At 71.8% G+C, this 20,360-nt stretch carries 23 protein-coding genes; 8 read left to right on the top strand and 15 right to left on the bottom strand.

The features are described 5' to 3' along the window. Window positions 1-2: 2 nt before the first annotated feature. Window positions 3-251 (bottom strand): DUF397 domain-containing protein, encoded by a 249-nt coding sequence (locus ACFU5F_RS01410; RefSeq protein WP_383880267.1) that lies wholly within the window; start codon window positions 249-251, stop codon window positions 3-5. Continuing rightward, window positions 248-1,096 (bottom strand): helix-turn-helix domain-containing protein, encoded by an 849-nt coding sequence (locus ACFU5F_RS01405; protein WP_383880265.1) that lies wholly within the window; start codon window positions 1,094-1,096, stop codon window positions 248-250. Before ACFU5F_RS01405 ends, ACFU5F_RS01410 begins: the two co-directional genes overlap by 4 nt. A gap of 118 nt (window positions 1,097-1,214) precedes the next feature. On the opposite strand from ACFU5F_RS01405, the gene ACFU5F_RS01400 reads away from it, so the two are divergent. Then, on the top strand, window positions 1,215-1,949 hold the full coding sequence (locus ACFU5F_RS01400) for a PH domain-containing protein (protein ID WP_383880263.1): 735 nt from the start codon (window positions 1,215-1,217) through the stop codon (window positions 1,947-1,949). Here ACFU5F_RS01400 and ACFU5F_RS01395 read toward each other — a convergent pair. The 4 genes from ACFU5F_RS01395 to tsaB are packed head-to-tail and all read right to left on the bottom strand — an operon-like array spanning window position 1,903 to window position 4,418. Further along, window positions 1,903-2,157, bottom strand: a complete 255-nt coding sequence (locus ACFU5F_RS01395; RefSeq protein WP_383880261.1) for a hypothetical protein — start codon at window positions 2,155-2,157, stop codon at window positions 1,903-1,905. The two genes, ACFU5F_RS01400 and ACFU5F_RS01395, sit on opposite strands and share 47 nt — an antisense overlap. Beyond that, window positions 2,154-3,251: a tRNA (adenosine(37)-N6)-threonylcarbamoyltransferase complex transferase subunit TsaD gene (gene tsaD, locus ACFU5F_RS01390; RefSeq protein WP_383880259.1), complete on the bottom strand. Its 1,098-nt coding sequence runs from the start codon at window positions 3,249-3,251 to the stop codon at window positions 2,154-2,156. The genes ACFU5F_RS01395 and tsaD overlap by 4 nt, the downstream gene beginning before the upstream one ends. A gap of 4 nt (window positions 3,252-3,255) precedes the next feature. Beyond that, the gene (gene rimI / locus ACFU5F_RS01385; RefSeq protein WP_383880257.1) at window positions 3,256-3,756 is read right to left on the bottom strand and encodes a ribosomal protein S18-alanine N-acetyltransferase; all 501 of its coding nucleotides are present in this window, start codon (window positions 3,754-3,756) and stop codon (window positions 3,256-3,258) included. Beyond that, window positions 3,753-4,418, bottom strand: a complete 666-nt coding sequence (tsaB, locus tag ACFU5F_RS01380; RefSeq protein WP_383880254.1) for a tRNA (adenosine(37)-N6)-threonylcarbamoyltransferase complex dimerization subunit type 1 TsaB — start codon at window positions 4,416-4,418, stop codon at window positions 3,753-3,755. Before tsaB ends, rimI begins: the two co-directional genes overlap by 4 nt. Window positions 4,419-4,542: 124 nt before the next feature. Here tsaB and ACFU5F_RS01375 point away from each other — a divergent pair, with 124 nt between their 5' ends. Further along, window positions 4,543-5,103 carry a hypothetical protein gene (locus ACFU5F_RS01375; RefSeq protein ID WP_383880252.1) on the top strand — a complete coding sequence of 187 codons (561 nt, stop codon included), beginning with the start codon at window positions 4,543-4,545 and terminating at the stop codon, window positions 5,101-5,103. A gap of 127 nt (window positions 5,104-5,230) precedes the next feature. On the opposite strand, the gene ACFU5F_RS01370 is transcribed toward ACFU5F_RS01375, so the two are convergent. The 5 genes from ACFU5F_RS01370 to ACFU5F_RS01350 all read right to left on the bottom strand — a co-directional run bounded on the left by ACFU5F_RS01370 (window position 5,231) and on the right by ACFU5F_RS01350 (window position 9,728). Further along, complete coding sequence (locus ACFU5F_RS01370; protein WP_383880250.1) at window positions 5,231-5,416, bottom strand: hypothetical protein; 186 nt, start codon at window positions 5,414-5,416, stop codon at window positions 5,231-5,233. A 151-nt stretch (window positions 5,417-5,567) separates the two neighbouring features. Next, complete coding sequence (tsaE, locus tag ACFU5F_RS01365) at window positions 5,568-6,092, bottom strand: tRNA (adenosine(37)-N6)-threonylcarbamoyltransferase complex ATPase subunit type 1 TsaE (protein WP_383880247.1); 525 nt, start codon at window positions 6,090-6,092, stop codon at window positions 5,568-5,570. Next, the gene (locus ACFU5F_RS01360; protein WP_383880244.1) at window positions 6,058-7,305 is read right to left on the bottom strand and encodes an alpha/beta fold hydrolase; all 1,248 of its coding nucleotides are present in this window, start codon (window positions 7,303-7,305) and stop codon (window positions 6,058-6,060) included. Before ACFU5F_RS01360 ends, tsaE begins: the two co-directional genes overlap by 35 nt. 241 nt (window positions 7,306-7,546) lie before the next feature. Continuing rightward, window positions 7,547-8,707 (bottom strand): alanine racemase, encoded by a 1,161-nt coding sequence (gene alr, locus ACFU5F_RS01355; protein WP_383880241.1) that lies wholly within the window; start codon window positions 8,705-8,707, stop codon window positions 7,547-7,549. 85 nt (window positions 8,708-8,792) lie between these two features. Next, window positions 8,793-9,728, bottom strand: a complete 936-nt coding sequence (locus ACFU5F_RS01350) for a L,D-transpeptidase (protein WP_383880239.1) — start codon at window positions 9,726-9,728, stop codon at window positions 8,793-8,795. Window positions 9,729-9,898: 170 nt separating this feature from the next. On the opposite strand from ACFU5F_RS01350, the gene glmS reads away from it, so the two are divergent. From glmS to ACFU5F_RS01335, 3 genes are all read left to right on the top strand, one after another. Continuing rightward, window positions 9,899-11,746 (top strand): glutamine--fructose-6-phosphate transaminase (isomerizing), encoded by a 1,848-nt coding sequence (gene glmS / locus ACFU5F_RS01345; RefSeq protein ID WP_383880236.1) that lies wholly within the window; start codon window positions 9,899-9,901, stop codon window positions 11,744-11,746. 30 nt (window positions 11,747-11,776) lie between these two features. Next, entirely contained in the window at window positions 11,777-12,148 is a 372-nt protein-coding gene (locus tag ACFU5F_RS01340) for a holo-ACP synthase (protein ID WP_383880233.1), read from the top strand. 335 nt (window positions 12,149-12,483) lie between these two features. After that, window positions 12,484-13,926, top strand: a complete 1,443-nt coding sequence (locus ACFU5F_RS01335) for an NAD(P)H-hydrate dehydratase (RefSeq protein ID WP_383880230.1) — start codon at window positions 12,484-12,486, stop codon at window positions 13,924-13,926. A 30-nt stretch (window positions 13,927-13,956) separates the two neighbouring features. Here ACFU5F_RS01335 and ACFU5F_RS01330 read toward each other — a convergent pair whose 3' ends face one another. Beyond that, complete coding sequence (locus ACFU5F_RS01330) at window positions 13,957-14,163, bottom strand: hypothetical protein (RefSeq protein WP_383880227.1); 207 nt, start codon at window positions 14,161-14,163, stop codon at window positions 13,957-13,959. 228 nt (window positions 14,164-14,391) lie between these two features. On the opposite strand from ACFU5F_RS01330, the gene coaA reads away from it, so the two are divergent. Both coaA and ACFU5F_RS01320 read left to right on the top strand, forming a co-directional pair. Continuing rightward, window positions 14,392-15,381 (top strand): type I pantothenate kinase, encoded by a 990-nt coding sequence (coaA, locus tag ACFU5F_RS01325; RefSeq protein WP_383880225.1) that lies wholly within the window; start codon window positions 14,392-14,394, stop codon window positions 15,379-15,381. Between the two features lie 28 nt (window positions 15,382-15,409). Beyond that, the gene (locus ACFU5F_RS01320; protein WP_383880223.1) at window positions 15,410-16,363 is read left to right on the top strand and encodes a DUF389 domain-containing protein; all 954 of its coding nucleotides are present in this window, start codon (window positions 15,410-15,412) and stop codon (window positions 16,361-16,363) included. Window positions 16,364-16,550: 187 nt separating this feature from the next. On the opposite strand, the gene glmM is transcribed toward ACFU5F_RS01320, so the two are convergent. The 3 genes from glmM to rplM form a co-directional block, all read right to left on the bottom strand. Then, entirely contained in the window at window positions 16,551-17,909 is a 1,359-nt protein-coding gene (gene glmM / locus ACFU5F_RS01315; RefSeq protein WP_383880221.1) for a phosphoglucosamine mutase, read from the bottom strand. 234 nt (window positions 17,910-18,143) lie between these two features. Next, the gene (gene rpsI / locus ACFU5F_RS01310; RefSeq protein ID WP_059079046.1) at window positions 18,144-18,671 is read right to left on the bottom strand and encodes a 30S ribosomal protein S9; all 528 of its coding nucleotides are present in this window, start codon (window positions 18,669-18,671) and stop codon (window positions 18,144-18,146) included. A gap of 41 nt (window positions 18,672-18,712) precedes the next feature. Continuing rightward, window positions 18,713-19,156, bottom strand: a complete 444-nt coding sequence (rplM, locus tag ACFU5F_RS01305) for a 50S ribosomal protein L13 (RefSeq protein ID WP_383880218.1) — start codon at window positions 19,154-19,156, stop codon at window positions 18,713-18,715. Window positions 19,157-19,460: 304 nt separating this feature from the next. Between rplM and ACFU5F_RS01300 the strand changes: the two genes are divergently transcribed. Continuing rightward, window positions 19,461-20,345, top strand: a complete 885-nt coding sequence (locus tag ACFU5F_RS01300) for a hypothetical protein (RefSeq protein WP_383880215.1) — start codon at window positions 19,461-19,463, stop codon at window positions 20,343-20,345. Window positions 20,346-20,360: the final 15 nt, after the last annotated feature.

Raw genomic sequence — 20,360 nt, 5'->3', positions numbered from 1 at the left:
GGTCAGGCCGCCTGGGCCGCCGCGTGCACGACGAACGCGGCCCAGGCGGCGGGGCCGAGGCCGAGGTGGGGGCGGGTGGTGTCTTTGGAGTCCCGGATGTGGATGGTGGTGGGGGTGGGGGCGATCTCTATGCAGCTGTCGTCTGCGGTGCCGCTGTAGGTCGACTTGCGCCATTCCAGGGCGACTTCGAGGCAGTCGTCGCCCTGCGGGCTGCTGTAGCTGCTCTTGAACCACGTGAGGTCGTTGCTCATAGCGCTCCTCGAATCTGCCTGAGCAGGTCCTTGGAGTCACCCGGCGGCAGGGCCTGCGAACGCAGTGTCGCATACCGCTGGCCAAGGGTAACGACCTCTTTTACGTCGGCGATCAGCCGCCCGTGCTGCTGTCCTTCGGCGTATGCGTAACGCCTCCCGTCCTCCGTCTCCAGCAGCCGGAGCGGGCCAGCGAGGCAAGCGTGCGCCTCGAAGGCCATCGGCATGATCTGCACCTGCACGTTACGGGCGGCCGCGCAGGTCAGGACGCAGTCCAGCGCGTCGCTCATGACAGCCGGACCACCGAGGCGACTGCGCAACACCGCCTCGTCGATGATGAAGCTGAACGACGTGCCGAGGCGTTCACGCATCAGCTGCTGCCGCTCCATGCGCGCACGTACCTGCTCCTCCATCTCCTCGTCGCCGACCACGGGGATGTTGTTGGAGAACGCGGCCCGGACGTACGCCTCGGACTGCAACAGTCCAGGCAGGATGCGGCACTCGTACGTGTCGAGGCTCACCGCCTCCCTTTCCAGCCTCGCCCACGTCCTGAACCAAGCCGCCAACCCCGGCTGTCGAGCCATGTGCTGGAAAGCGCCTCGCACCGCCCCCGTGCCGCCCGTGGCCTCCTCCGCCAGCTCCACGAACCGCTGGTCCGCGAGCCGTCGCCCCAACTCGATGGACGCGACGGAGTGGCGGGACAGATGGACGAGCGCCCCGAACTCCTCCCGGCTCACCCCCGCATGCTCGCGCAGCGCCCGCACCACCGCCCCGAACGCCCGCATGCTGTCCGACGACTCGGGCTCACCGCCCGGCCCCTGCGCCGCCCATTCCACACCGTGCACCATCGACCCAGAGTGACCGCACGATCACGGTACTGTCCACCGAACAGCCGCGTACTCCCCGTTCCGTACGCGCGGTCGGCGTCCTTACCCCACGCTCACCGGGGCCGGCTATAACAGCGCGGTGAACGACGGCATCGAACGGGAGTACCGCAGACGGCGCGTACCACCCGCGTTCCTCACCACACTGGTCGCGGCGGTGCTGGTCTCCGCCGGTGCGCTGCACGCGATGGCGACGCTCGGGCCGTCGGGCTGGAACGTGCTGGCCGTGGTCGCCTGGGTGGCCACGGCGAGCCGGGTGGTGCTGGAGCAGTGGCGGGCGCGGACGTCGGTCACGGCCGACGGGGTCACCGTGCGGGGACCGCTGCGCACGCGCCGCTGGGCCTGGCCGGACATCTACGGCATCCGGGTCGAGGACAACAGGGGCGGCTCCCCCCGCTGGTCGGGGTACCTCTACACCTCCGACGGGCGCCGGGCCCGCCTCCCCCACCTCGACGAGTACCAGCTGGCCGACCCGGTCGCCGAGGTCGCCGACCTGTCCGCCACCGCCCTGCGGCTCGGGCTCACCTCGGCCGAGGAACGGCCGGAGGTGGAGGCACGCATCGCGCGAGGGGCGCGGCGGCGCACGGCGTTGCGGCGGGCGGGTCTCGCGAGCCTGGTCGTCGCGGCCGCCATGCTCGTCGTCGACATGGGGATGGCGTTCACCGACCGGCCGCCCCACACCCTGCTCCTGGTCGGGGGTGTCCCGCTGCTCTGTCTCGCCCTCTGCTTCCCCGCCCTGGACCGGCTCGGCGAACGCCGGTACCGCCGCCTCAGCCGTCCAGCGACTCGAACCGCCACCGGTGGACCGCCCGACTGACCAACTCCCCGCCGGGCTCGGACAGTTCGGGCAGCTCGGCGTCGTAGTCCGCGTCCCACCAGGTGATGACGAGCACCCGGTCCTGGGGCGCGCGCAACGTCTCGCGCCGCAGTGGCCGGACCGGAAGCTCCTGGGCCCGCGCCCAGGCGAGGAGTTCGGAGCCCCGGCCTTCCACCGCCCGCGCCTCCCACATCAGCGCGACCGTCACGAGTAGAGGTTCTCCTTGCTCACCTCGTGCACGTGGTCGTGGTCGTGGTGGTGCCCCGGCACGTGCGGTTCGGTCACCGGGAGGGAGGAGTCGGCGGAGAGGTCCCAGCTGGAGGCGGGGCGGTTACGGGCGACCATCTCCGCGCCGAGGGCCGCGACCATCGCGCCGTTGTCCGTGCACAGCTTCGGGCGCGGCACCCGGAGCCGGATGCCCGCCTTCTCGCAGCGCTCCTGCGCCAGCGCCCGCAGCCGGGAGTTGGCGGCCACGCCGCCGCCGATCATCAGGTGGTCGACGCCCTGGTCCTGGCACGCGCGGACGGCCTTGCGGGTCAGCACGTCCACGACCGCCTCCTGGAAGGACGCCGACACGTCCCGCACCGGCACCTCCTCGCCGGCCGCCCGCTTCGCCTCGATCCAGCGGGCCACGGCCGTCTTCAGCCCGGAGAAGGAGAAGTCGTACGCCGGGTCCCGCGGCCCGGTCAGACCGCGCGGGAACGCGATCGCCGTCGGGTCGCCCTCGCGCGCGTACCGGTCGATGACGGGACCGCCCGGGAAGCCCAGGTTCAGCACCCGCGCGATCTTGTCGAAGGCCTCGCCCGCCGCGTCGTCGATGGTCGCGCCCATCGGCCGTACGTCCGAGGTGATGTCCGTGGACAGCAGCAGCGACGAGTGCCCGCCCGACACCAGCAGCGCCATCGTCGGCTCGGGCAGCGCCCCGTGCTCCAGCTGGTCGACGCAGATGTGGGAGGCGAGGTGGTTGACGCCGTAGAGCGGCTTGCCGAGCGCGTACGCGTACGCCTTGGCCGCCGAGACGCCCACCAACAGGGCACCCGCGAGGCCCGGACCGGCGGTGACGGCGATGCCGTCGAGGTCCTTCGGGCTCACGCCCGCTTCCTTCAGCGCGCGGTCGATGGTCGGGACCATCGCCTCCAGGTGCGCGCGGGAGGCGACCTCGGGCACCACCCCGCCGAAGCGGGCGTGCTCGTCGACGCTCGACGCGATCGCGTCGGCCAGCAGGGTCGTGCCGCGCACGACGCCGACGCCGGTCTCGTCGCAGGAGGTCTCGATCCCGAGGACCAGGGGTTCGTCAGCCATGGACCTAGCCATTGATCTCGGTTCCTTGTACGGATGCGGAAGGGTCGTTGAGGCGCATGACGAGGGCGTCCACGTTCCCCGGCTGGTAGTAGCCGCGGCGGAAGCCGATCGCCTCGAAGCCGAAGCGTTCGTAGAGCTTCTGGGCGCGGACGTTGTCGACCCGGCATTCGAGCATCACCTGGGCGCACTCGAAGGAGGTGGCGGCCCGCAGCAGCTCGGTGAGGATCAGCGCGCCGAGGCCGGTGCCCCACTGTTCGCGGGCGACGGCGATGGTCTGCACGTCGGCGGTGTCCCCGGCGGAGGCCAGGCCCCCGTAGCCGATGATCCGTCCGTCGGCGTCCTCGGCGACGTAGTACCGCCGGGTCGCGTGGGGCCCGCGCGCGTGGGCGAGGTCCGACCAGAACATGCCACGGGACCAGGCGTCCTCCGGGAAGAGGTCCTTCTCCAGCTCCAGGACGGGCTCGATGTCCCACCAGCGCATCTCGCGCAGCACGGGGGTCGTCACTTGGGGGTGACCACCTTGTAGTTCTTGGGCACCTGGGCGTCGGGCCGGCGCAGGTACAGCGGCCGGGGCGCCTCCAGTTCCGCGCCCGCCGCCAGCCGCTCGGCGGCCAGCGCCGCGAGGGCGGCCGCGGAGACGTGCTCGGGCCCGCGGGCGTCCGGGAAGGTGTCGGGGTAGAGGACCGCGCCGGCCCCGACGGCGGGCAGTCCGGCCACCGTGTCGGCGATCTCGGCGGGCCGGTCGACGGCGGGGTCGGTGGTTCTCGTCCGCGCGTCCGCGTACCGCGCCCAGTACACCTCCTTGCGCCGGGCGTCGGTCGCCACCACGAACGGCCCCTCGACCGTGCCCTCGGCGCCGGCCGCGTACGCGAGTCCGTCGAGGGTGCACAGGCCGTGGACGGGGACCCCGAGGGCGAGGCCGAAGGTGTCGGCGGTCATGAGGCCGACGCGCAGCCCGGTGTACGGGCCGGGGCCGATGCCCACGACGATGCCGGTGACGGCGTCGAGGCGGGTGCCCGCCTCGGCGAGAACCCGGTCGACGGCGGGCAGCAGCAGTTCCCCGTGGCGTCGCGCGTCCACCTGACTCGACGCGGCGACGACGTCCGTCCCGTCGTGCAGCGCGACGGTGACGGCGGGGGTGGCGGTATCCAGAGCGAGCAAGAGCACGCAAACAGCCTACGGCGCTTCGGGCCGGGCCACGGCCGACCCGGTACACGTCCCCTCTGCTGCTACCGTCACAGCACAGACGTGCTTCAAAGGCGTACGTGGGTACGAGAGGTGGACTCAGAAGGTGGCCAGTAGCAGCTCGGTAATCGTGGCCGGGCTCACCGCGGCGGCCGTCGCCGCAGTCGGTTTCCTCACCTATCAGGCGTCGGCCCACGTGCCCGACGACCTCGGGAAGCCGTCTCCCTCCAAGTCCTCGGCGCTCCCGAAGTCCAAGAAGCCCGGCGAGCGGAAGAAGGACACGGAGAAGCTCCTTCCCGAGGGCTCGGGCACCGGCGAACGCGTCGTCTACTCCCTCGACGACGACCGCGTCTGGCTGGTCGGCGCCAACGAGAAGGTCACCCGCACCTTCGAGGTCACGCCCAGCACGGTCGACCCCGCCCCCGCGACCTACACGGTCTCGTCCCGCTCCGCCGCCGTCACCGGCTCCGACGGCACCCCCATCGAGAACGTCGTCCGCTTCGCCACGGTCGACGGCGTCTCCATCGGCTTCAGCGCGGCGGTGGACGGCTCCACCCCCGAACCGGACCCCGCCACCAAGACGGGCGGCATCCGCGAGTCCCGCAAGGACGGCAAGGCGATGTGGCTGTTCGCGGGCATCGGCACGAAGGTGGTCGTGGTCGAGTAGGCGGGTGCCTTCTCAGTCACCGGCCAGGGGAATCGCCGGTCGTTTCAGGGGCGCGGGGAACCGCGCGACCAGCCCCCACCCACCCGCAGCCGCGCCCGGACCGGAACCACCCCACCCGGAGCGATCCCTAAGCAGCCCTACGGCACCGCTCACCCACACCCCGCCGCCCCTCCCCCTTCACGGGCGGAGCCACAGGCGGAGCAGACGGCGGTGTCGAGACGACCCGCGCCGCCGCACACGAAGCCAGAAGGTCCCGCATCGACACCCCGCCCGCCCCGGAGGACGGCACGGCCTTGTGTTCCGCTGTCGACATGGACGCCTCCTGATGCCACCGGGCGAACCAAGTTAGGTAGACCTAACCGAGGGCTGCACCCATGTGAACACGCCGAGCACGACCCGCGCAACACTTACCGACACCCCGTCGGAACCACCGCTCCACCACGGCGGAGCGCAAAGGCGGAGCGTCACGCGGAAAGCACACCCAGCTCCACCGACGCCCACCGTTCACCCAGCCCGGTGACGGTCACCAGCCGTACCTCGTCCGTGGTGTCCCCGACGGCCCGGTGGATGACGACGCTCAGCCGGTCGTCCGTCAGCTCCTCGACCTTCCCCTCGCCCCACTCCACCACGATCACCGAATCGGGCAGCGAGACGTCGAGATCGAGGTCCTCCATCTCGTCCAGCCCGCCGCCCAGGCGGTACGCGTCGACATGGACGAGCGGCGGCCCCGCCGCCAGCGAGGGGTGCACGCGGGCGATGACGAAGGTCGGCGAGGTGACCGCACCCCGCACCTCCAGCCCCTCCCCGAGCCCCCGGGTGAGGGTGGTCTTCCCGGCGCCCAACTCCCCGTTGAGCATCACGAGATCGCCCGCCCGCAGGAGCTTGGCCAGGCGACGGCCCAGCTCCAGCATCTGGTCGGGTGAAGGGACGGTGATCCGCAGAGACGGCCCGGACTCACCCGGGGCGTGCGGTGCTGCTGGCGCTTCCATAACCAGTAACGGTAGCCCCCGCCGGCACGGCCCCCGCCCGGGTGAGGAGGTCCGCGAGCCGGTCGGTGACCACCTCGGGGTGCTCCAGCACCACCAGATGCCCCGCGTCCGGTACGAGCACCAGCTCCGCGTCCGGCAGCAGATCGGCGATGGCCTCACTGTGCTCGCTCGGCGTGACGAGGTCCTTGACCCCGGCCAGCACGAGCACCGGCAGCTCGGCGAAGGTCGGCAGTGCCTCGGTCTTGTCGTGCTCGGTGAACGCCGGATAGAACTCGGCGACCACGTCGATCGGCGTGCCCTCGATCATCCGCTCGGCGAACCGCGCGACCGCCGGGTCGACGTCCCGCGACGCGAACGAGTACCGCTTGATGATCCCGGCGAACAGATCGGCGGTCGCCCGCCGCCCCCGCTCCACCAGCGCCGCCTGCTGCCCCAGCGCCTTCAGCACCCCGGGCAGCACCCGCCGCACCGCGTTGACGCCCGCGACCGGCAGCCCGAAGTTGACCTCGCCGAGCCGCCCCGAGGACGTACCGACCAGCGCGACGGCCACGACCCGCTCGCGGATCAGCTCCGGGCAGTGCGCGGCCAGTGCCATGACGGTCATGCCCCCCATGGAGTGCCCGACGAGCACGACGGGCCCCTCGGGGACGGCCGCGTCGATGACGGCCCGCAGGTCGCGCCCGAGCTGGTCGATGGTGACCGGCAGCCCGTCCCGCACCTGGGCCACGCCCCGGCCGGAGCGGCCGTGGCTGCGCTGGTCCCAGTGCACGGTCCGTACGACACCGCGCAGCGCGGCCCGCTGGAAGTGCCAGGAGTCCTGGTTGAGGCAGTAGCCGTGGCTGAAGACGACGGTGACCGGGGCGGGGGTCTTGCGGCCGAAGAGGCGGCGTCTGCGGGGCGAGAGCCCGGCCTCGGGCTCGACGTCGTCGACCTCGTAGTACAGCTCGGTGCCGTCGTCGGCGTACGCCTTGCCAGGGGTGCCGCGCAGCGTCCCGTACGGGCCGGTGGAGTCGAGCGCGAGCTGGGCCTTGCGGCGCATGCCGCGTCCGACGGTGAGCCGCTCTATGGCGACGCCCGCCGCCGCGCCCGCCGCGACCACGCCTATCGCCGCCCCCGCGACACCCGCCCTGCGCCAGATGCCGTCGCCGGACGCGGCCGAGGCGGCGGCCGCGCTCGCGACGGCCTCCACGGCCTCCGCGCTGCTTTCGCTCACGTCCCGCTCCTCTTCGCCGACGTCCGGTCCCGTTGCCGGTCCCGTTGCCGATGCCGCTACCGCCGTCGCTCCGCACATCCGTACGGAGTGTCCAGTCCTGTTCGTCTTTCACTTACTCGTGTTCGGGCACCGGCCGCTCATGCCCGCGCCCGGACGTGCCCCGGATCACACCCCGGCGCACCCGCGCCGGACACCCGTGATCACATACTCGGGGGCCGCACCCGGAGCCGCACGCGCCCGCTCATTCACCCGTATCGACGTAGACGCGCGGGACGCGGGTTCCGATGCGCGTCACGATCTCGTACGCGATGGTCCCGGCCGCCTGCGCCCAGTCCTCGGCGGTCGGCTCGCCCCGGTCACCGGCCCCGAACAGCACGACCTCGTCCCCGGCGACGGGTTCGTCCCCGCCGAGGTCGACGACGAACTGGTCCATGGCGACCCGGCCCGCGACCGTCCGCCACTTGCCCCCGACGAGGACGGGCCCGGTGCCGGAGGCGTGCCGGGGGACCCCGTCCGCGTAGCCGACGGGGACCAGGCCGAGGGTCGTGGCGCCGGGGGTGACGTAGTGGTGCCCGTAGCTGACGCCGTGACCGGCGGGCACGTGCTTGACCAGCGCGAGCGAGGCGCTGAGCCGCATGACGGGGCGCAGCCCGAGGTCGGCCGCGCTGCCCAGCTCCGGGCTGGGCGAGACGCCGTAGACCGCGATGCCCGTCCGGACGAGGTCGAAGCGCGCGTCCGGGCGGGTGAGCGTGGCCGGGGAGTTGGCGATGTGCCGCACCTCGGGGCGGACGCCTTGCTCCTCGGCCTGGGCCACCATGTCGCGGAAGCGGGTCAGCTGGGCCTCGATGGAGGGGTGACCGGGCTCGTCGGCGCAGGCGAAGTGCGACCAGAGTCCGGTGACCTTCACCAGCCCCTCGGCCTCGGCCCGCAGCGCCTCGGCGACGAGTTCCGGCCAGTCGCCGGGCGCGCAGCCGTTGCGCCCGAGCCCGGTGTCGGCCTTGAGCTGGACCCGCGCGCGCAGGCCCGCGGCACGGGCGGCGTCGGTGACCTCCCGCAGCGCCCACAGTCCGCTGACCGCGACGTCGAGATCTGCCTCGACCGCCTCGCGCCAGGGGCCGCCCGGCGCCCACAGCCAGCACATCAGCCGCCCGGACAGACCCGCCGCCCGCAGCGCCAGCGCCTCCTCCGGCGTGGCCGTCCCGAGCCAGGTCGCGCCCGCCTCGACGGCCGCCCGGGCACACCGCACCGCCCCGTGGCCGTACGCGTCGGACTTGACGACGGCCATCAGTTCGGCACCCGCCGCCCGCGCGCGCAGGGTCCGCACATTGGCCCGCAGGGCATCCAGATCGATCTCGGCACGGGCCCGCAGGGGCGCGCTCCGCAGAGGTGCTGTCTCACTCATGTCAGCCCCAGTGTCTCAGAGCCACGGCAGTCCCCTTCGAACGGGCGCGGCCCATGACGTACGAACGATCCCGGCCCCGCGCGCCTCACTTCCCGGGCCGCTTCCCCCACACGAAGACCCGGTCCTTCGTCTTCAGCACCCCCCACAGCGTCCGTGCGTCCGCCAGCCGCAGGTTCACGCACCCCATGGACCCGATCTCCGTGTAGAGGGACCCGTACACCGCGTGGAACGCCTGTCCACCGCTGAAGAACTGGCTGTACGGCATGGGCGTGTTGTAGAGCGTCGACCAGTGGTTCTTGTGTTTCCAGTACACCGTGTGCCACCCGGCACGGGTCGGGTACGCCTTCCGCCCGCTACGCATCGGCACCGGCCCGAAGACCACCTTCTTCCCCTTCTGCACCCACGTCAGCTGCCGCGACAGGTCCACGCACGCCACCCGGTACGTGCGCACCGGGCACTTCCCGGCCGCGTTGGGGTTCTTGCGGGCGGCCAGCAACTGCATCCGTGCCCAGGTCACCGGCCCCGCGAAGCCGATCGCCGGCTTGATGCGCTGCTTGATCTGGAACGCCCGGATCGCCAGACAGTCGGCCCGCGACTGCTTCCCGTCCGCCTTCCGGCGCAGATACCGCTCGACCTGCCGCTGGTAGGGGCCCGTCAGCTTCGTGCAGGTGACCTCGGCCGCGGCGAACGCCTGGGCCTCGCCGAGCGGCACGTACTCGACGAGGTCGTACGTCCCGGCCGCCGCGCTCCTCGGCTCCACCGCCTCCTCCGCCGCGCCGGGCGCGTACACCCGCGGCGGCAGCGCCTGGTCGGGCGTGTCGATCTGCCAGGGCTGGTGCGGGCCGGGCGGCACGCCGGGGACGAGGGGGCCGTCGCCGGGCGGCGCGGCGGACCGGTGCGGCGCGCGGGGTGCCGCGGCGGCGTCGACGGGGAGTGCGGTCACCAGCGCGGGGAACACGGCGAGGCACACGGCCAGGGCCCGCAATCCCGGTCGCCCGCTCGTCATATGTCGGCTCGTCATGTGATCAGCGATACGTGCCGCACTCGCCCGGGTGAGGGCGCCGCGCGTACGGTCACCCGATATGCACGCGCGAAGTCACCCGATATGCGGGCTGACCGGACACCACCGGCGTCACGTACAGTCACCTACGGCACACGACAGGTCGCGAACGGTACGACACAGGGGTTGATATGTGCGGAATCGTGGGTTACGTCGGCGCGCAGTCCGCACTCGACGTGGTCCTGGCCGGGCTGAGGCGGCTGGAGTACCGGGGGTACGACTCCGCGGGCGTGGCGGTCCTCGCCGACGGGGGCCTGGCCGCCGCGAAGAAGGCCGGGAAGCTGGTCAATCTGGAGAAGGAGCTGGTCGGCCGACCGCTGCCGACCGGTTCGACCGGCCTCGGCCACACCCGCTGGGCCACCCACGGCGGCCCCACGGACGCCAACGCCCACCCGCACCTCGACAACGCGGGCCGGGTCGCCGTCGTCCACAACGGCATCATCGAGAACTTCGCCGCGCTGCGCGCCGAACTGGCCGACCGCGGCCACGACCTGCTCTCCGAGACGGACACCGAGGTCGTCGCCCATCTGCTCGCCGAGGAGTTCTCCTCGTGCGACGACCTCGCGGAGGCGATGCGCCTGGTGTGCCGGCGGCTGGAGGGGGCGTTCACACTGGTCGCGGTGCACGCGGACGCACCGGACGTGGTCGTGGGCGCCCGCCGGAACTCGCCGCTGGTGGTCGGGGTCGGCGAGGGCGAGGCGTTCCTCGCCTCGGACGTGGCCGCGTTCATCGCCCACACCCGTTCGGCGATCGAGCTGGGCCAGGACCAGGTGGTCGAGCTGCGCCGCGACGGCGTCACGGTGACGACGTTCGACGGCCGCCCCGCCGAGGTCCGCTCGTACCACGTCGACTGGGACGCGTCGGCGGCGGAGAAGGGCGGCTACGACTACTTCATGCTCAAGGAGATCGCCGAGCAGCCCAAGGCGGTCGCGGACACGCTCCTCGGCCGTATCGACGCGGCGGGCGCGCTGAGCCTGGACGAGGTCCGCATCCGTGACGCGGAACTGCGCGAGCTGGACAAGGTCGTCATCGTCGCGTGCGGTACGGCCTTCCACGCGGGCCTGATCGCCAAGTACGCCATCGAGCACTGGACCCGGATCCCCTGCGAGGTGGAGCTGGCGAGCGAGTTCCGCTACCGGGACCCGATCCTCGGCCCGCACACGCTGGTCGTCGCCATCTCCCAGTCCGGCGAGACCATGGACACGCTGATGGCCCTGCGCCACGCCCGCGAACAGGGCGCCCGTGTCCTCGCCATCTGCAACACCAACGGCTCGACGATCCCCCGCGAGTCCGACGCGGTCCTCTACACCCACGCGGGCCCCGAGGTGGCGGTCGCCTCGACGAAGGCGTTCCTCACGCAGCTGGTGGCGTGCTATCTGGTGGCGCTGTATCTCGGGCAGGTACGGGGCACCCAGTGGGGCGACGAGATCCGGGCGGTGGTCCGCGACCTCTCCCGCATCTCCCGCGAGGTGGAGCGGGTCCTCGAAACGATGGAGCCGGTACGGGAGTTGGCGCGCACCCTCGCCGACAAGGACACGGTCCTGTTCCTGGGCCGTCACGTGGGCTATCCGGTGGCCCTGGAGGGTGCCCTGAAACTCAAGGAGCTGGCCTACATGCACGCGGAGGGCTTCGCGGCGGGCGAACTGAAGCACGGCCCGATCGCGCTGATCGAGGAGGACCTGCCGGTGGTCGTCGTGGTGCCGTCCCCGGCGGGCCGCTCCCTGCTCCACGACAAGATCGTCTCCAACATCCAGGAGATCCGCGCCCGCGGCGCCCGCACCATCGTCATCGCGGAGGAGGGCGACGAGGCGGTCGTCCCGTACGCCGACCATCTGATCCGTATCCCGGCCACCCCGACCCTGCTGCAGCCGCTGGTCGCCACCGTGCCCCTGCAGGTCTTCGCGTGCGAACTGGCCACGGCCCGGGGCAACGAGGTGGACCAGCCGCGGAACCTGGCGAAGTCCGTGACCGTGGAGTGAGCCGCGCGCGTCCGCCGTAAGGTGCGGATCATGCCCATCATCGGAGTCGGCATCGACGTCGCCGAGATCGACCGTTTCCGCGCCTCGCTGGAGCGCACGCCCAGCCTGGCCGACCGCCTCTTCCTGCCCAGCGAACTGCTGCTGCCCAGCGGGGAACGCCGGGGCGTCGCCTCCCTCGCGGCGCGCTTCGCCGCGAAGGAGGCCCTCGCCAAGGCCCTCGGCGCCCCCAGCGGCCTGCGCTGGACCGACGCGGAGGTCTATGTCGAGCCCTCCGGCCAACCGCGCCTCCGCGTCACCGGCACGGTCGCGTCCCGCGCCTCCGCGCTGGGCGTCACGTCCTGGCACATCTCGCTGAGCCACGACGCGGGGGTGGCGTCGGCGGTGGTGATCGCGGAGGGCTGAGGAGAGGTGGGTGCCGGGGGGCGTTGTCGGGTGCGGGTGAGTCGGGGCTGGTCGCGCAGTTCCCCGCGCCCCTGAAAAGCAGGGGCTGCGCCCCGAGCCTTTCAGGCACGCAGGACCGTTGGCTTTCGGCCCGCAGAGGACCGCTGCCTTTCAGGCCCGCAGGGCCTGGGTTTTTAGGGGCGCGGAGCCTGGGTTCTCAGGGGCCACGGGGAACTGCGCGAGAAGCCCCACCGGACCCGCACCCGACAACGCACCCCACCCACAGCAGCGGAGGGGGCACCCCACCACCCCGGCCCAGCTGCACCGGGCCCGACAAACAAGGCAGACTCGTCCCCATGCGCTCAGCCCACCGCGTAGAAACCGTCCGCACAGCCGAACGCACCCTCATGGCCCGCCTCCCCGACGGCGCCCTCATGCAGCGCGCGGCCGCGGGCCTGGCCGCCGCGTGCGCCGACATCCTCCCCCGCCGCGTCTACGGCAGCCGCGTCGTCGTCCTCACCGGCAGCGGCGACAACGGCGGCGACGCGCTGTACGCCGGGGCCCGCCTGGCAAGGAGAGGCGCGGGAGTGACCGCCGTGCTCCTCTCCCCCGACCGCACCCACCCGGCCGCCCTCCACGCCCTCCTCCGGGCAGGCGGCACCACCGCCACCCCCACCGCCGCCGACACCCACATCAGCCGCGCCGACCTCGTCCTGGACGGCGTCGTCGGCATCGGCGGCAAGGGCGGCCTCCGCCCGGAAGCGGCCCGCCTGGCCGCCCTGGTCGCCGCCTCCCCCGCCACCGTCGTCGCCGTCGACCTCCCGAGCGGCGTCGAGGCGGACACCGGCGAGGTGCGCGGCGCGGCCGTCCGCGCCGACCTCACCGTCACCTTCGGCACCCACAAGCCGGGCCTCCTCGTCGACCCGGCCCGCGCGTACGCCGGCTCGGTCCGGCTGGTCGACATCGGCCTCACGGACACCCTCCCGGCCGCCCCCGCCCTGGAGTCGCTCCAGCACACCGACGTGGCCGCCCTCCTCCCCTGCCCGTCGCAGGAGAGCGACAAGTACCGCCGGGGGGTCGTGGGCATCGCGGCGGGCTCGGCCCGCTACCCGGGAGCGGCGGTCCTCGCGGTCGCGGGCGCCCTGCGCGGCGGCGCGGGCGCGGTCCGCTACGTCGGCGCGGCCGGCGACGCGGTCCTCGCCCGGTTCCCGGAGACGCTGGTCTCGAACACGGGCCCGAAGAAGGCGGGCCGCGTCCAGGCCTGGGTCGCCGGGCCGGGAGCCGGCGACGAGGCGGCCCCCGTCGCCGAGGCGCTCTCGACCGACGTCCCCGTCCTCCTCGACGCCGACGGGCTCCGCCTCGCCGACCGCGAGACCGTGCGCACCCGCACGGCACCGACCCTGCTGACCCCGCACGCGGGCGAGGCGGCGGCCCTGCTCGGGATCACCCGCGAGGAGGTCGAGGCGTCCCGCCTCGGCGCCGTACGCGACCTGGCCCGCGCCTACGACGCGACGGTCCTCCTCAAAGGCTCCACGACGCTGATCGCGGACCCGGACCCCGCCGCCCCGGTCCGGGTCAACGCCACCGGCACGCCCTGGCTCGCCACCGCCGGCAGCGGCGACGTCCTCTCGGGCCTGGCGGGCTCGCTGCTGGCCGCCGGCCTCTCCGCCCTGGACGCGGCGAGCGTGGCCGCGTACGTCCACGGCCTTGCGGGCCGCTACGCCGCCGACGGCGCCCCGGCGGGCGCCCACGACGTGGCGGAGTCGATCCCGGCGGCCTGGCGGGACATCACGGCCTGACGCCCGCCCCCACCCACCCGACCGCCACCCTCAGTTCCCCTCCTCGATCCGCTCGATCGCCTCCCGCACCATCCCCAGATATTCGGCCTCCTCGCACCGGGGCTTGCTCCCCATCCGGTACAGGTCCATCACGTCGGAGAGGCACTCCCCCAGATCCTCGTCCGGCAGATCCGCCGAGAGCTCGCTGCAGACCCGCGCGGCCAGCTCCTCGTCACCGTGCGCGGAATCCCGCCGCACGGCCTTCCTCGACCTCAAGCGCCCACCGAAAGACATCAGACTTCCCCAATGACCGCGCAACGGCCGGAAGGCGGCTCCCTCCCGGCCGCCCGGACGCTAGTCCCACCCCCACCCCAGGTCCATACCTTCGTCACACTTCACACACGGTGAGGGGCGGATGCTCTACTGTGCCCCCGGCGTGACGGACCCCACCCCGTCACCTCGTTCAAACTCCGTTAACAATGGACTGTGATCTCACCGGTCTCCTCGTTGCCGCGGAGCGCCCACCGGCCCAGGCCGGAGGCGACTCCCTACGTCGACCTCACCCGAGCCGAGTGGAGCGCGCTGCGTGAAAAGACGCCGCTCCCCCTCAACGCCGAGGAGGTCGAGAAGCTGCGCGGCCTGGGCGATGTCATCGACCTCGACGAGGTCCGGGACATCTATCTGCCGCTGTCCCGGCTCCTCAACCTCTACATCGGCGCCACCGACGGCCTGCGCGGTGCCCTCAACACGTTCCTGGGCGAGCAGGGCTCCCAGTCGGGCACCCCGTTCGTCATAGGTGTCGCCGGCTCCGTGGCCGTCGGCAAGTCCACCGTCGCCCGCCTCCTCCAGGCCCTCCTCGCCCGCTGGCCCGAGCACCCGCGCGTGGAGTTGGTCACCACCGACGGCTTCCTGCTCCCCATGAAGGACCTCCAGGAACGCGGCCTGGTCTCCCGCAAGGGTTTCCCCGAGTCCTACGACCGCCGGGCCCTGACCCGTTTCGTCGCCGACATCAAGGCCGGCAAGGGCGAGGTGACGGCCCCCGTCTACTCGCACCTCATCTACGACATCGTCCCCGACCAACGGCTCACGGTCCGCCGCCCCGACATCCTCATCGTCGAGGGGCTGAACGTCCTGCAGCCCGCGCTCCCCGGCAGCGACGGCCGCACCCGCGTCGGTCTCGCCGACTACTTCGACTTCAGCGTCTACGTCGACGCCGGCGCCGACGACATCGAGCGCTGGTACCTCAACCGCTTCAAGAAGCTCCGCCAGACCGCCTTCCAGAAGCCCGACTCCTACTTCCGCAAGTACACCCAGGTCTCCGAGGACGACGCCCTCGACTACGCCCGCACCCTCTGGCGCACCATCAACAAGCCCAACCTGGTCGAGAACATCGCCCCCACCCGGGGCCGCGCCACCCTCATCATCCGCAAGGGCGCCGACCACAAGGTCCGCCGCCTGAGCCTGCGCAAGCTGTAGCTTCACCGGGCCCGGCTACCCTGCGGGCATGCTGCATCTGCGCCTGATCACCCCGGCCGACCGGACCGAGGACGTGGTGCGTCTGATCGAGGACGCGGTCGGGTGCACCCACCTCGTCGTCGTACCGGGCGCCGCCCGCGACCCCGCCGGAGACGTCGTGATGTGCGACGTGGCGCGCGAGGCGGGCGACGAACTCATCGGCGCGCTGCGGGCGCTGGACCTCGACAGGACCGGCTCCATCGCCGTCGAGAACATCGACCTGTCGCTCTCGGAACGGGCCGACAAGGCCGAGAAGGACGCGCCCGGCGAGGGCGCGGACGCGGTCCTGTGGGAGCACCTGACGGACGCCACCCACGAGGAGTCGACGCTCTCCGTCACCTACGTCGCCTTCATCACCCTCGCCACGATGATCGCGGCCTGCGGTGTGGTCCTGGACAACGCGGTCCTGATCGTCGGCGCGATGGCCGTGGGCCCCGAGTTCGGCCCGCTGGCCGGTATCAGCACGTCCATCGTCCAGCGCCACCCGCGCCTCGCCCTGCGCTCCCTGATCGCGCTCCTGGTGGGCTTCGCGGCGGCCATGGCGGCGACGGTCGCCTTCAGCCTCTTCATGGACGCGCTCGGCTACTTCACCGAGGCCAAACTGGAGGCCGACCGCCCCAACACCGCCTTCGTCTACGCCCCCGACGCCTTCTCGTTCATCGTGGCGGTCCTGGCCGGCATCGCGGGCACCCTCTCCCTGACCTCGGCCAAGTCCGGGGCCCTGGTGGGTGTGGCCATCTCGGTCACCACGGTCCCGGCGGCGGCGAACGCGGCGGTGGCCCTGGCCTACGGCGACATGAAACAGACGGTCGGCTCGACGGAGCAACTGCTCCTGAACCTCCTGGGCATCGTCCTCGCGGGCACCCTCACCCTGCTGCTCCAGAAGTGGCTGTGGTCAAGACAACGCAACACCGTGACCGAGAGTGAGGGCGCGAAGAACTGAAGCGCGAAGGACGCGGCCCCCGCGCTTCAGGGGCGCGGGGGCCGCGCTGAATGTGCGGCTACCGCCGGATGGGCGCGACCAGCCCCACACACACACCCGCGCCCGCCGTCCCCGGAACCCCACGCCCCTAACCGGAACGCACCAGCCCCCGGGCCTCACCACCCCCGGATCACACAGAACCGGCAATTCAGCCGAGCGCCGACTTCACCACATCAGCCAACCGCCCCGCCACAGCCCGCGCCTGCTCGATGTCCGCGGCCTCCACCATCACCCGAACCAACGGCTCGGTCCCGGAAGGCCGCAGCAACACCCGCCCCGTGGAACCCAGTTCCCCCTCGGCCTCGGCAACCGCCGCCGCCAGCTCCGCCGACGTGGACACCCGCGACCGGTCCACGTCCGGCACATTGACGAGCACCTGCGGCAGCCGCTCCATCACACCCGCGAGCTCCCGCAACGGACGCCCGGTCTGCGCGACCCGGGCCGCCAGCAGCAGCCCCGTCAGCGTGCCGTCACCCGTCGTCGCGTGGTCGGAGATGATCACGTGCCCGGACTGCTCGCCCCCGAGCGCGTACCCGTGCTCCTTCATCTCCTCCAGCACATAGCGGTCCCCGACCGCGGCCTGCACCAGCCGCAGCCCCTCCCGCTCCAGCGCCAGCTTGAAGCCGAGGTTGGACATCACGGTCGCGACCACGGTGTCCGAGCGGAGCTCCCCGCGCTCCCGCATGGCCAGCGCGAGCACCGCGAGGATCTGGTCCCCGTCGACCTCGTCGCCCTGGTGGTCCACGGCGAGGCACCGGTCCGCGTCCCCGTCGTGCGCGATGCCGAGATGTGCCCCGTGCTCGACGACGGCCGCCCGCAGCTTCCCGAGGTGCGTCGACCCACACCCGTCGTTGATGTTGAGCCCGTCCGGCTCGGCCCCGATGGTGACGATCTCGGCGCCGGCCCGGGTGAACACCTCCGGCGAGACCCCGGCGGCGGCGCCGTGCGCCTCGTCCAGGACGATCTTCAGCCCGTCCAGCCGGTTGGGGAGCGCGGCCAGCAGATGCGCGACGTACCGCTCGAAGCCCTCGTCGTAGGACCGGACGCGCCCGACCCCCGCGCCCGTCGGCCGGTCCCAGGGCGCCCCGGTGCGGTGCTCCTCGTACACACCCTCGATGCGGTTCTCCAGGTCGTCGGCGAGCTTGTGGCCGCCGCGGGCGAAGAACTTGATGCCGTTGTCGGGCATGGCGTTGTGGCTGGCGGAGAGCATCACGCCGAGGTCGGCGCCCAGCTCCCCGGTGAGGAACGCCACAGCGGGCGTGGGCAGCACGCCGACGCACAGCACGTCGACGCCCGCACTGGCGAGACCGGCCACGACGGCCGCCTCCAGGAACTCTCCGGACGCCCGCGGATCCCGCCCGACCACCGCCACCGGCTTGTGGCCCTCGAACGTTCCCGCCTCGGCGAGTACGTGTGCCGCCGCGACGGAGAGTCCGAGCGCGAGCTCGGCCGTCAGATCCGCGTTGGCGACACCGCGCACGCCGTCCGTGCCGAAGAGTCGTCCCACAGTGGTGTCCTCCGAATTGCTGAGAATGTGCGGCTCGTACCGGGTCTCCCCCGAGTGTCCCGCTCGTCCCGGGACCCAGTACATCCCCTGAGACTGTCCTCCCCCTTTCGGGGTTGTACCGACAGTCTGCGTGTACGTCTGCGATGAACCGTCAAGCCTGCTACGCAAACCGCCCCGGCGGCACAGGGAGTGTGCCACCGGGGCGAAGCGAGCGGTGCGGCGAAGCGCCGGGATTTAGCGCTTGCTGTACTGCGGGGCCTTACGGGCCTTCTTCAGACCGGCCTTCTTGCGCTCGACCGCACGGTCGTCGCGGCGGAGGAAGCCGGCCTTCTTGAGGGCGCCGCGGTTGTTGTCGACGTCGGCCTCGTTCAGCGCGCGGGCGACACCGAGACGGAGCGCACCGGCCTGGCCGGAGACACCGCCACCGGAGATGCGGGCGATGACGTCGTAACGGCCTTCGAGCTCCAGCACCTTGAAGGGCTCGTTGACTTCCTGCTGGTGCACCTTGTTGGGGAAGTAGTCCTCAAGGGTGCGACCGTTGATCTTCCACTTGCCGGAGCCCGGGACGATCCGGACGCGGGCGATGGCGTTCTTGCGACGGCCCAGGCCGGCGGCCGGCTGCGGGTCGCCGAAGCGGCCGGCGAGCGACTCCGAGGTGTACTCACCCTCGACGGGGACCTCGGACTCGGTGGTGTAGCTCTCGATGTCGACGAGCTCGGTCTCGGTCTCTTCGACCGGCTGCTCAACGGTGGTCTCGGCCACGGTTCTCCTCAGATTCTTTTCTGTTTGGGGTGTGGCCGGAACTACTGCGCGACCTGGGTGATCTCGAACGGCACCGGCTGCTGGGCAGCGTGCGGGTGCTGGTCGCCCGAGTAGACCTTCAGCTTGCTGATCATCTGACGGCCCAGGGAGTTCTTGGGGATCATGCCCTTGATGGCCTTCTCGACGGCCTTCTCGGGGTTCTTCTCCAGCAGCTCGTCGTAACGGACGGAGCGCAGACCACCCGGGTAGCCGGAGTGGCGGTACGCCAGCTTCTGGGTCTTCTTGTTGCCCGACAGGTGAACCTTGTCGGCGTTGATGATGATGACGAAGTCGCCCATGTCCATGTGCGGGGCATAGGTCGGCTTGTGCTTGCCACGGAGGAGGTTCGCGGCAGTGGTAGCCAGACGGCCCAGGACGATGTCCTGAGCGTCAATGACGTGCCACTGGCGAGTCACATCGCCGGGCTTAGGGCTGTACGTACGCACTTCGCAGCCTTCTTCTTCAGTGGATGGGTGCTGACACATGGCATCACTGAAGCGATCGTGCAGCTGGGGACGACAGTGCCGGGAACGCTGCCCGTATGCCGCCCACTGGTAACTGCTCCAGGGAACCTACGTAAGGGCCTCTCGCCTGAGAGCGACCGAGCCAATACGCATAACAAGCGGCAAGAATACTCGCGCTGCCCCGGACGGGTCAAAACGGCCCCCGGCCACGCCCCGGACCAGTGGTGGGAGAGGGCCTCACCCGTAACCGGGTGAGGTATGCCTTCGTCCGTCTAAACTGCGGCCCATGAGCTTTGGGCAGGGGGGGTCTCAGTGGAGCCCCGGGGGTTCCCACAATCCGTGGGACAATCAGTGGAGTTCCACCAGTAACCAGACCCCGGACTGGGCGTCACTCGCCGAGCAGTCCGAAACACGCAACAGGCGCCGCAGACTCCTGCTGATCGTCGGCGGCGCCCTCGCCACGGTCGGCATAGGCGTCGCCGTGGCCGTCGCCGTCGTCAACACCGACAGCGGCAACACCACGGCGAACGGCCCGAACAGCCTGCCGACCGCGGGGGACATCCCGAGCGCCAGCGCCAAGACCGACCCGTCCTTCGCGCCGACCTCGGCCCCGCCACCCCTTGACCCGGAGGATTTCATCTCCAGCTCGGGCAAGGACAAGGCGCCGATCAGCCCGAACATCCTGTTCCCGGGCTCCCAGCTCACCAAGCGCGACGACGTGGTCTACCGCAAGGGCGCCACGGCCTCGACGACGAACTGCGCCTCGGCCGTCCAGGGAACCGTGGGCACCCTCCTGAGCAGCAACGACTGCACCCGCTTCATGCGCGTGACCTACTTCCGGGAGAAGATCGCGGTCACGATCGGCGTCGCCCTGTTCGACACCGAGGCCGAGGCGACCAAGGTCAAGGACGACTGGGACAAGAAGAGCACCATCGTCTCCCTCTCCGGCGACGGCGTCCCCACCTTCTGCCGGACGACGTTCTGCCGGACGACCCTCAACTCCTACGGCCGCTACGCCTACTTCACCCTGTCCGGCTTCACCGACGGCAAGGACGTCACCGAGAAGGACAAGGCGGTCTTCGTCGCCGGTGACGACCTCGCCAGGTCCACCTTCGAGCAGATCCGCCGCCGGGGCGAGACCCAGGCGGCCGCCGCGGCGGAAGGACGGTAGCCCGCGCGGAGCCGC

Origin of the sequence: Streptomyces sp. NPDC057438 (assembly GCF_042802995.1) — a bacterium.
In the GTDB taxonomy this organism is placed as follows: Bacteria; Actinomycetota; Actinomycetes; order Streptomycetales; family Streptomycetaceae; genus Streptomyces.
The sequence above is the reverse complement of the archived record's forward strand: the minus strand, read 5'-3'. Positions and strand labels throughout refer to the sequence as shown.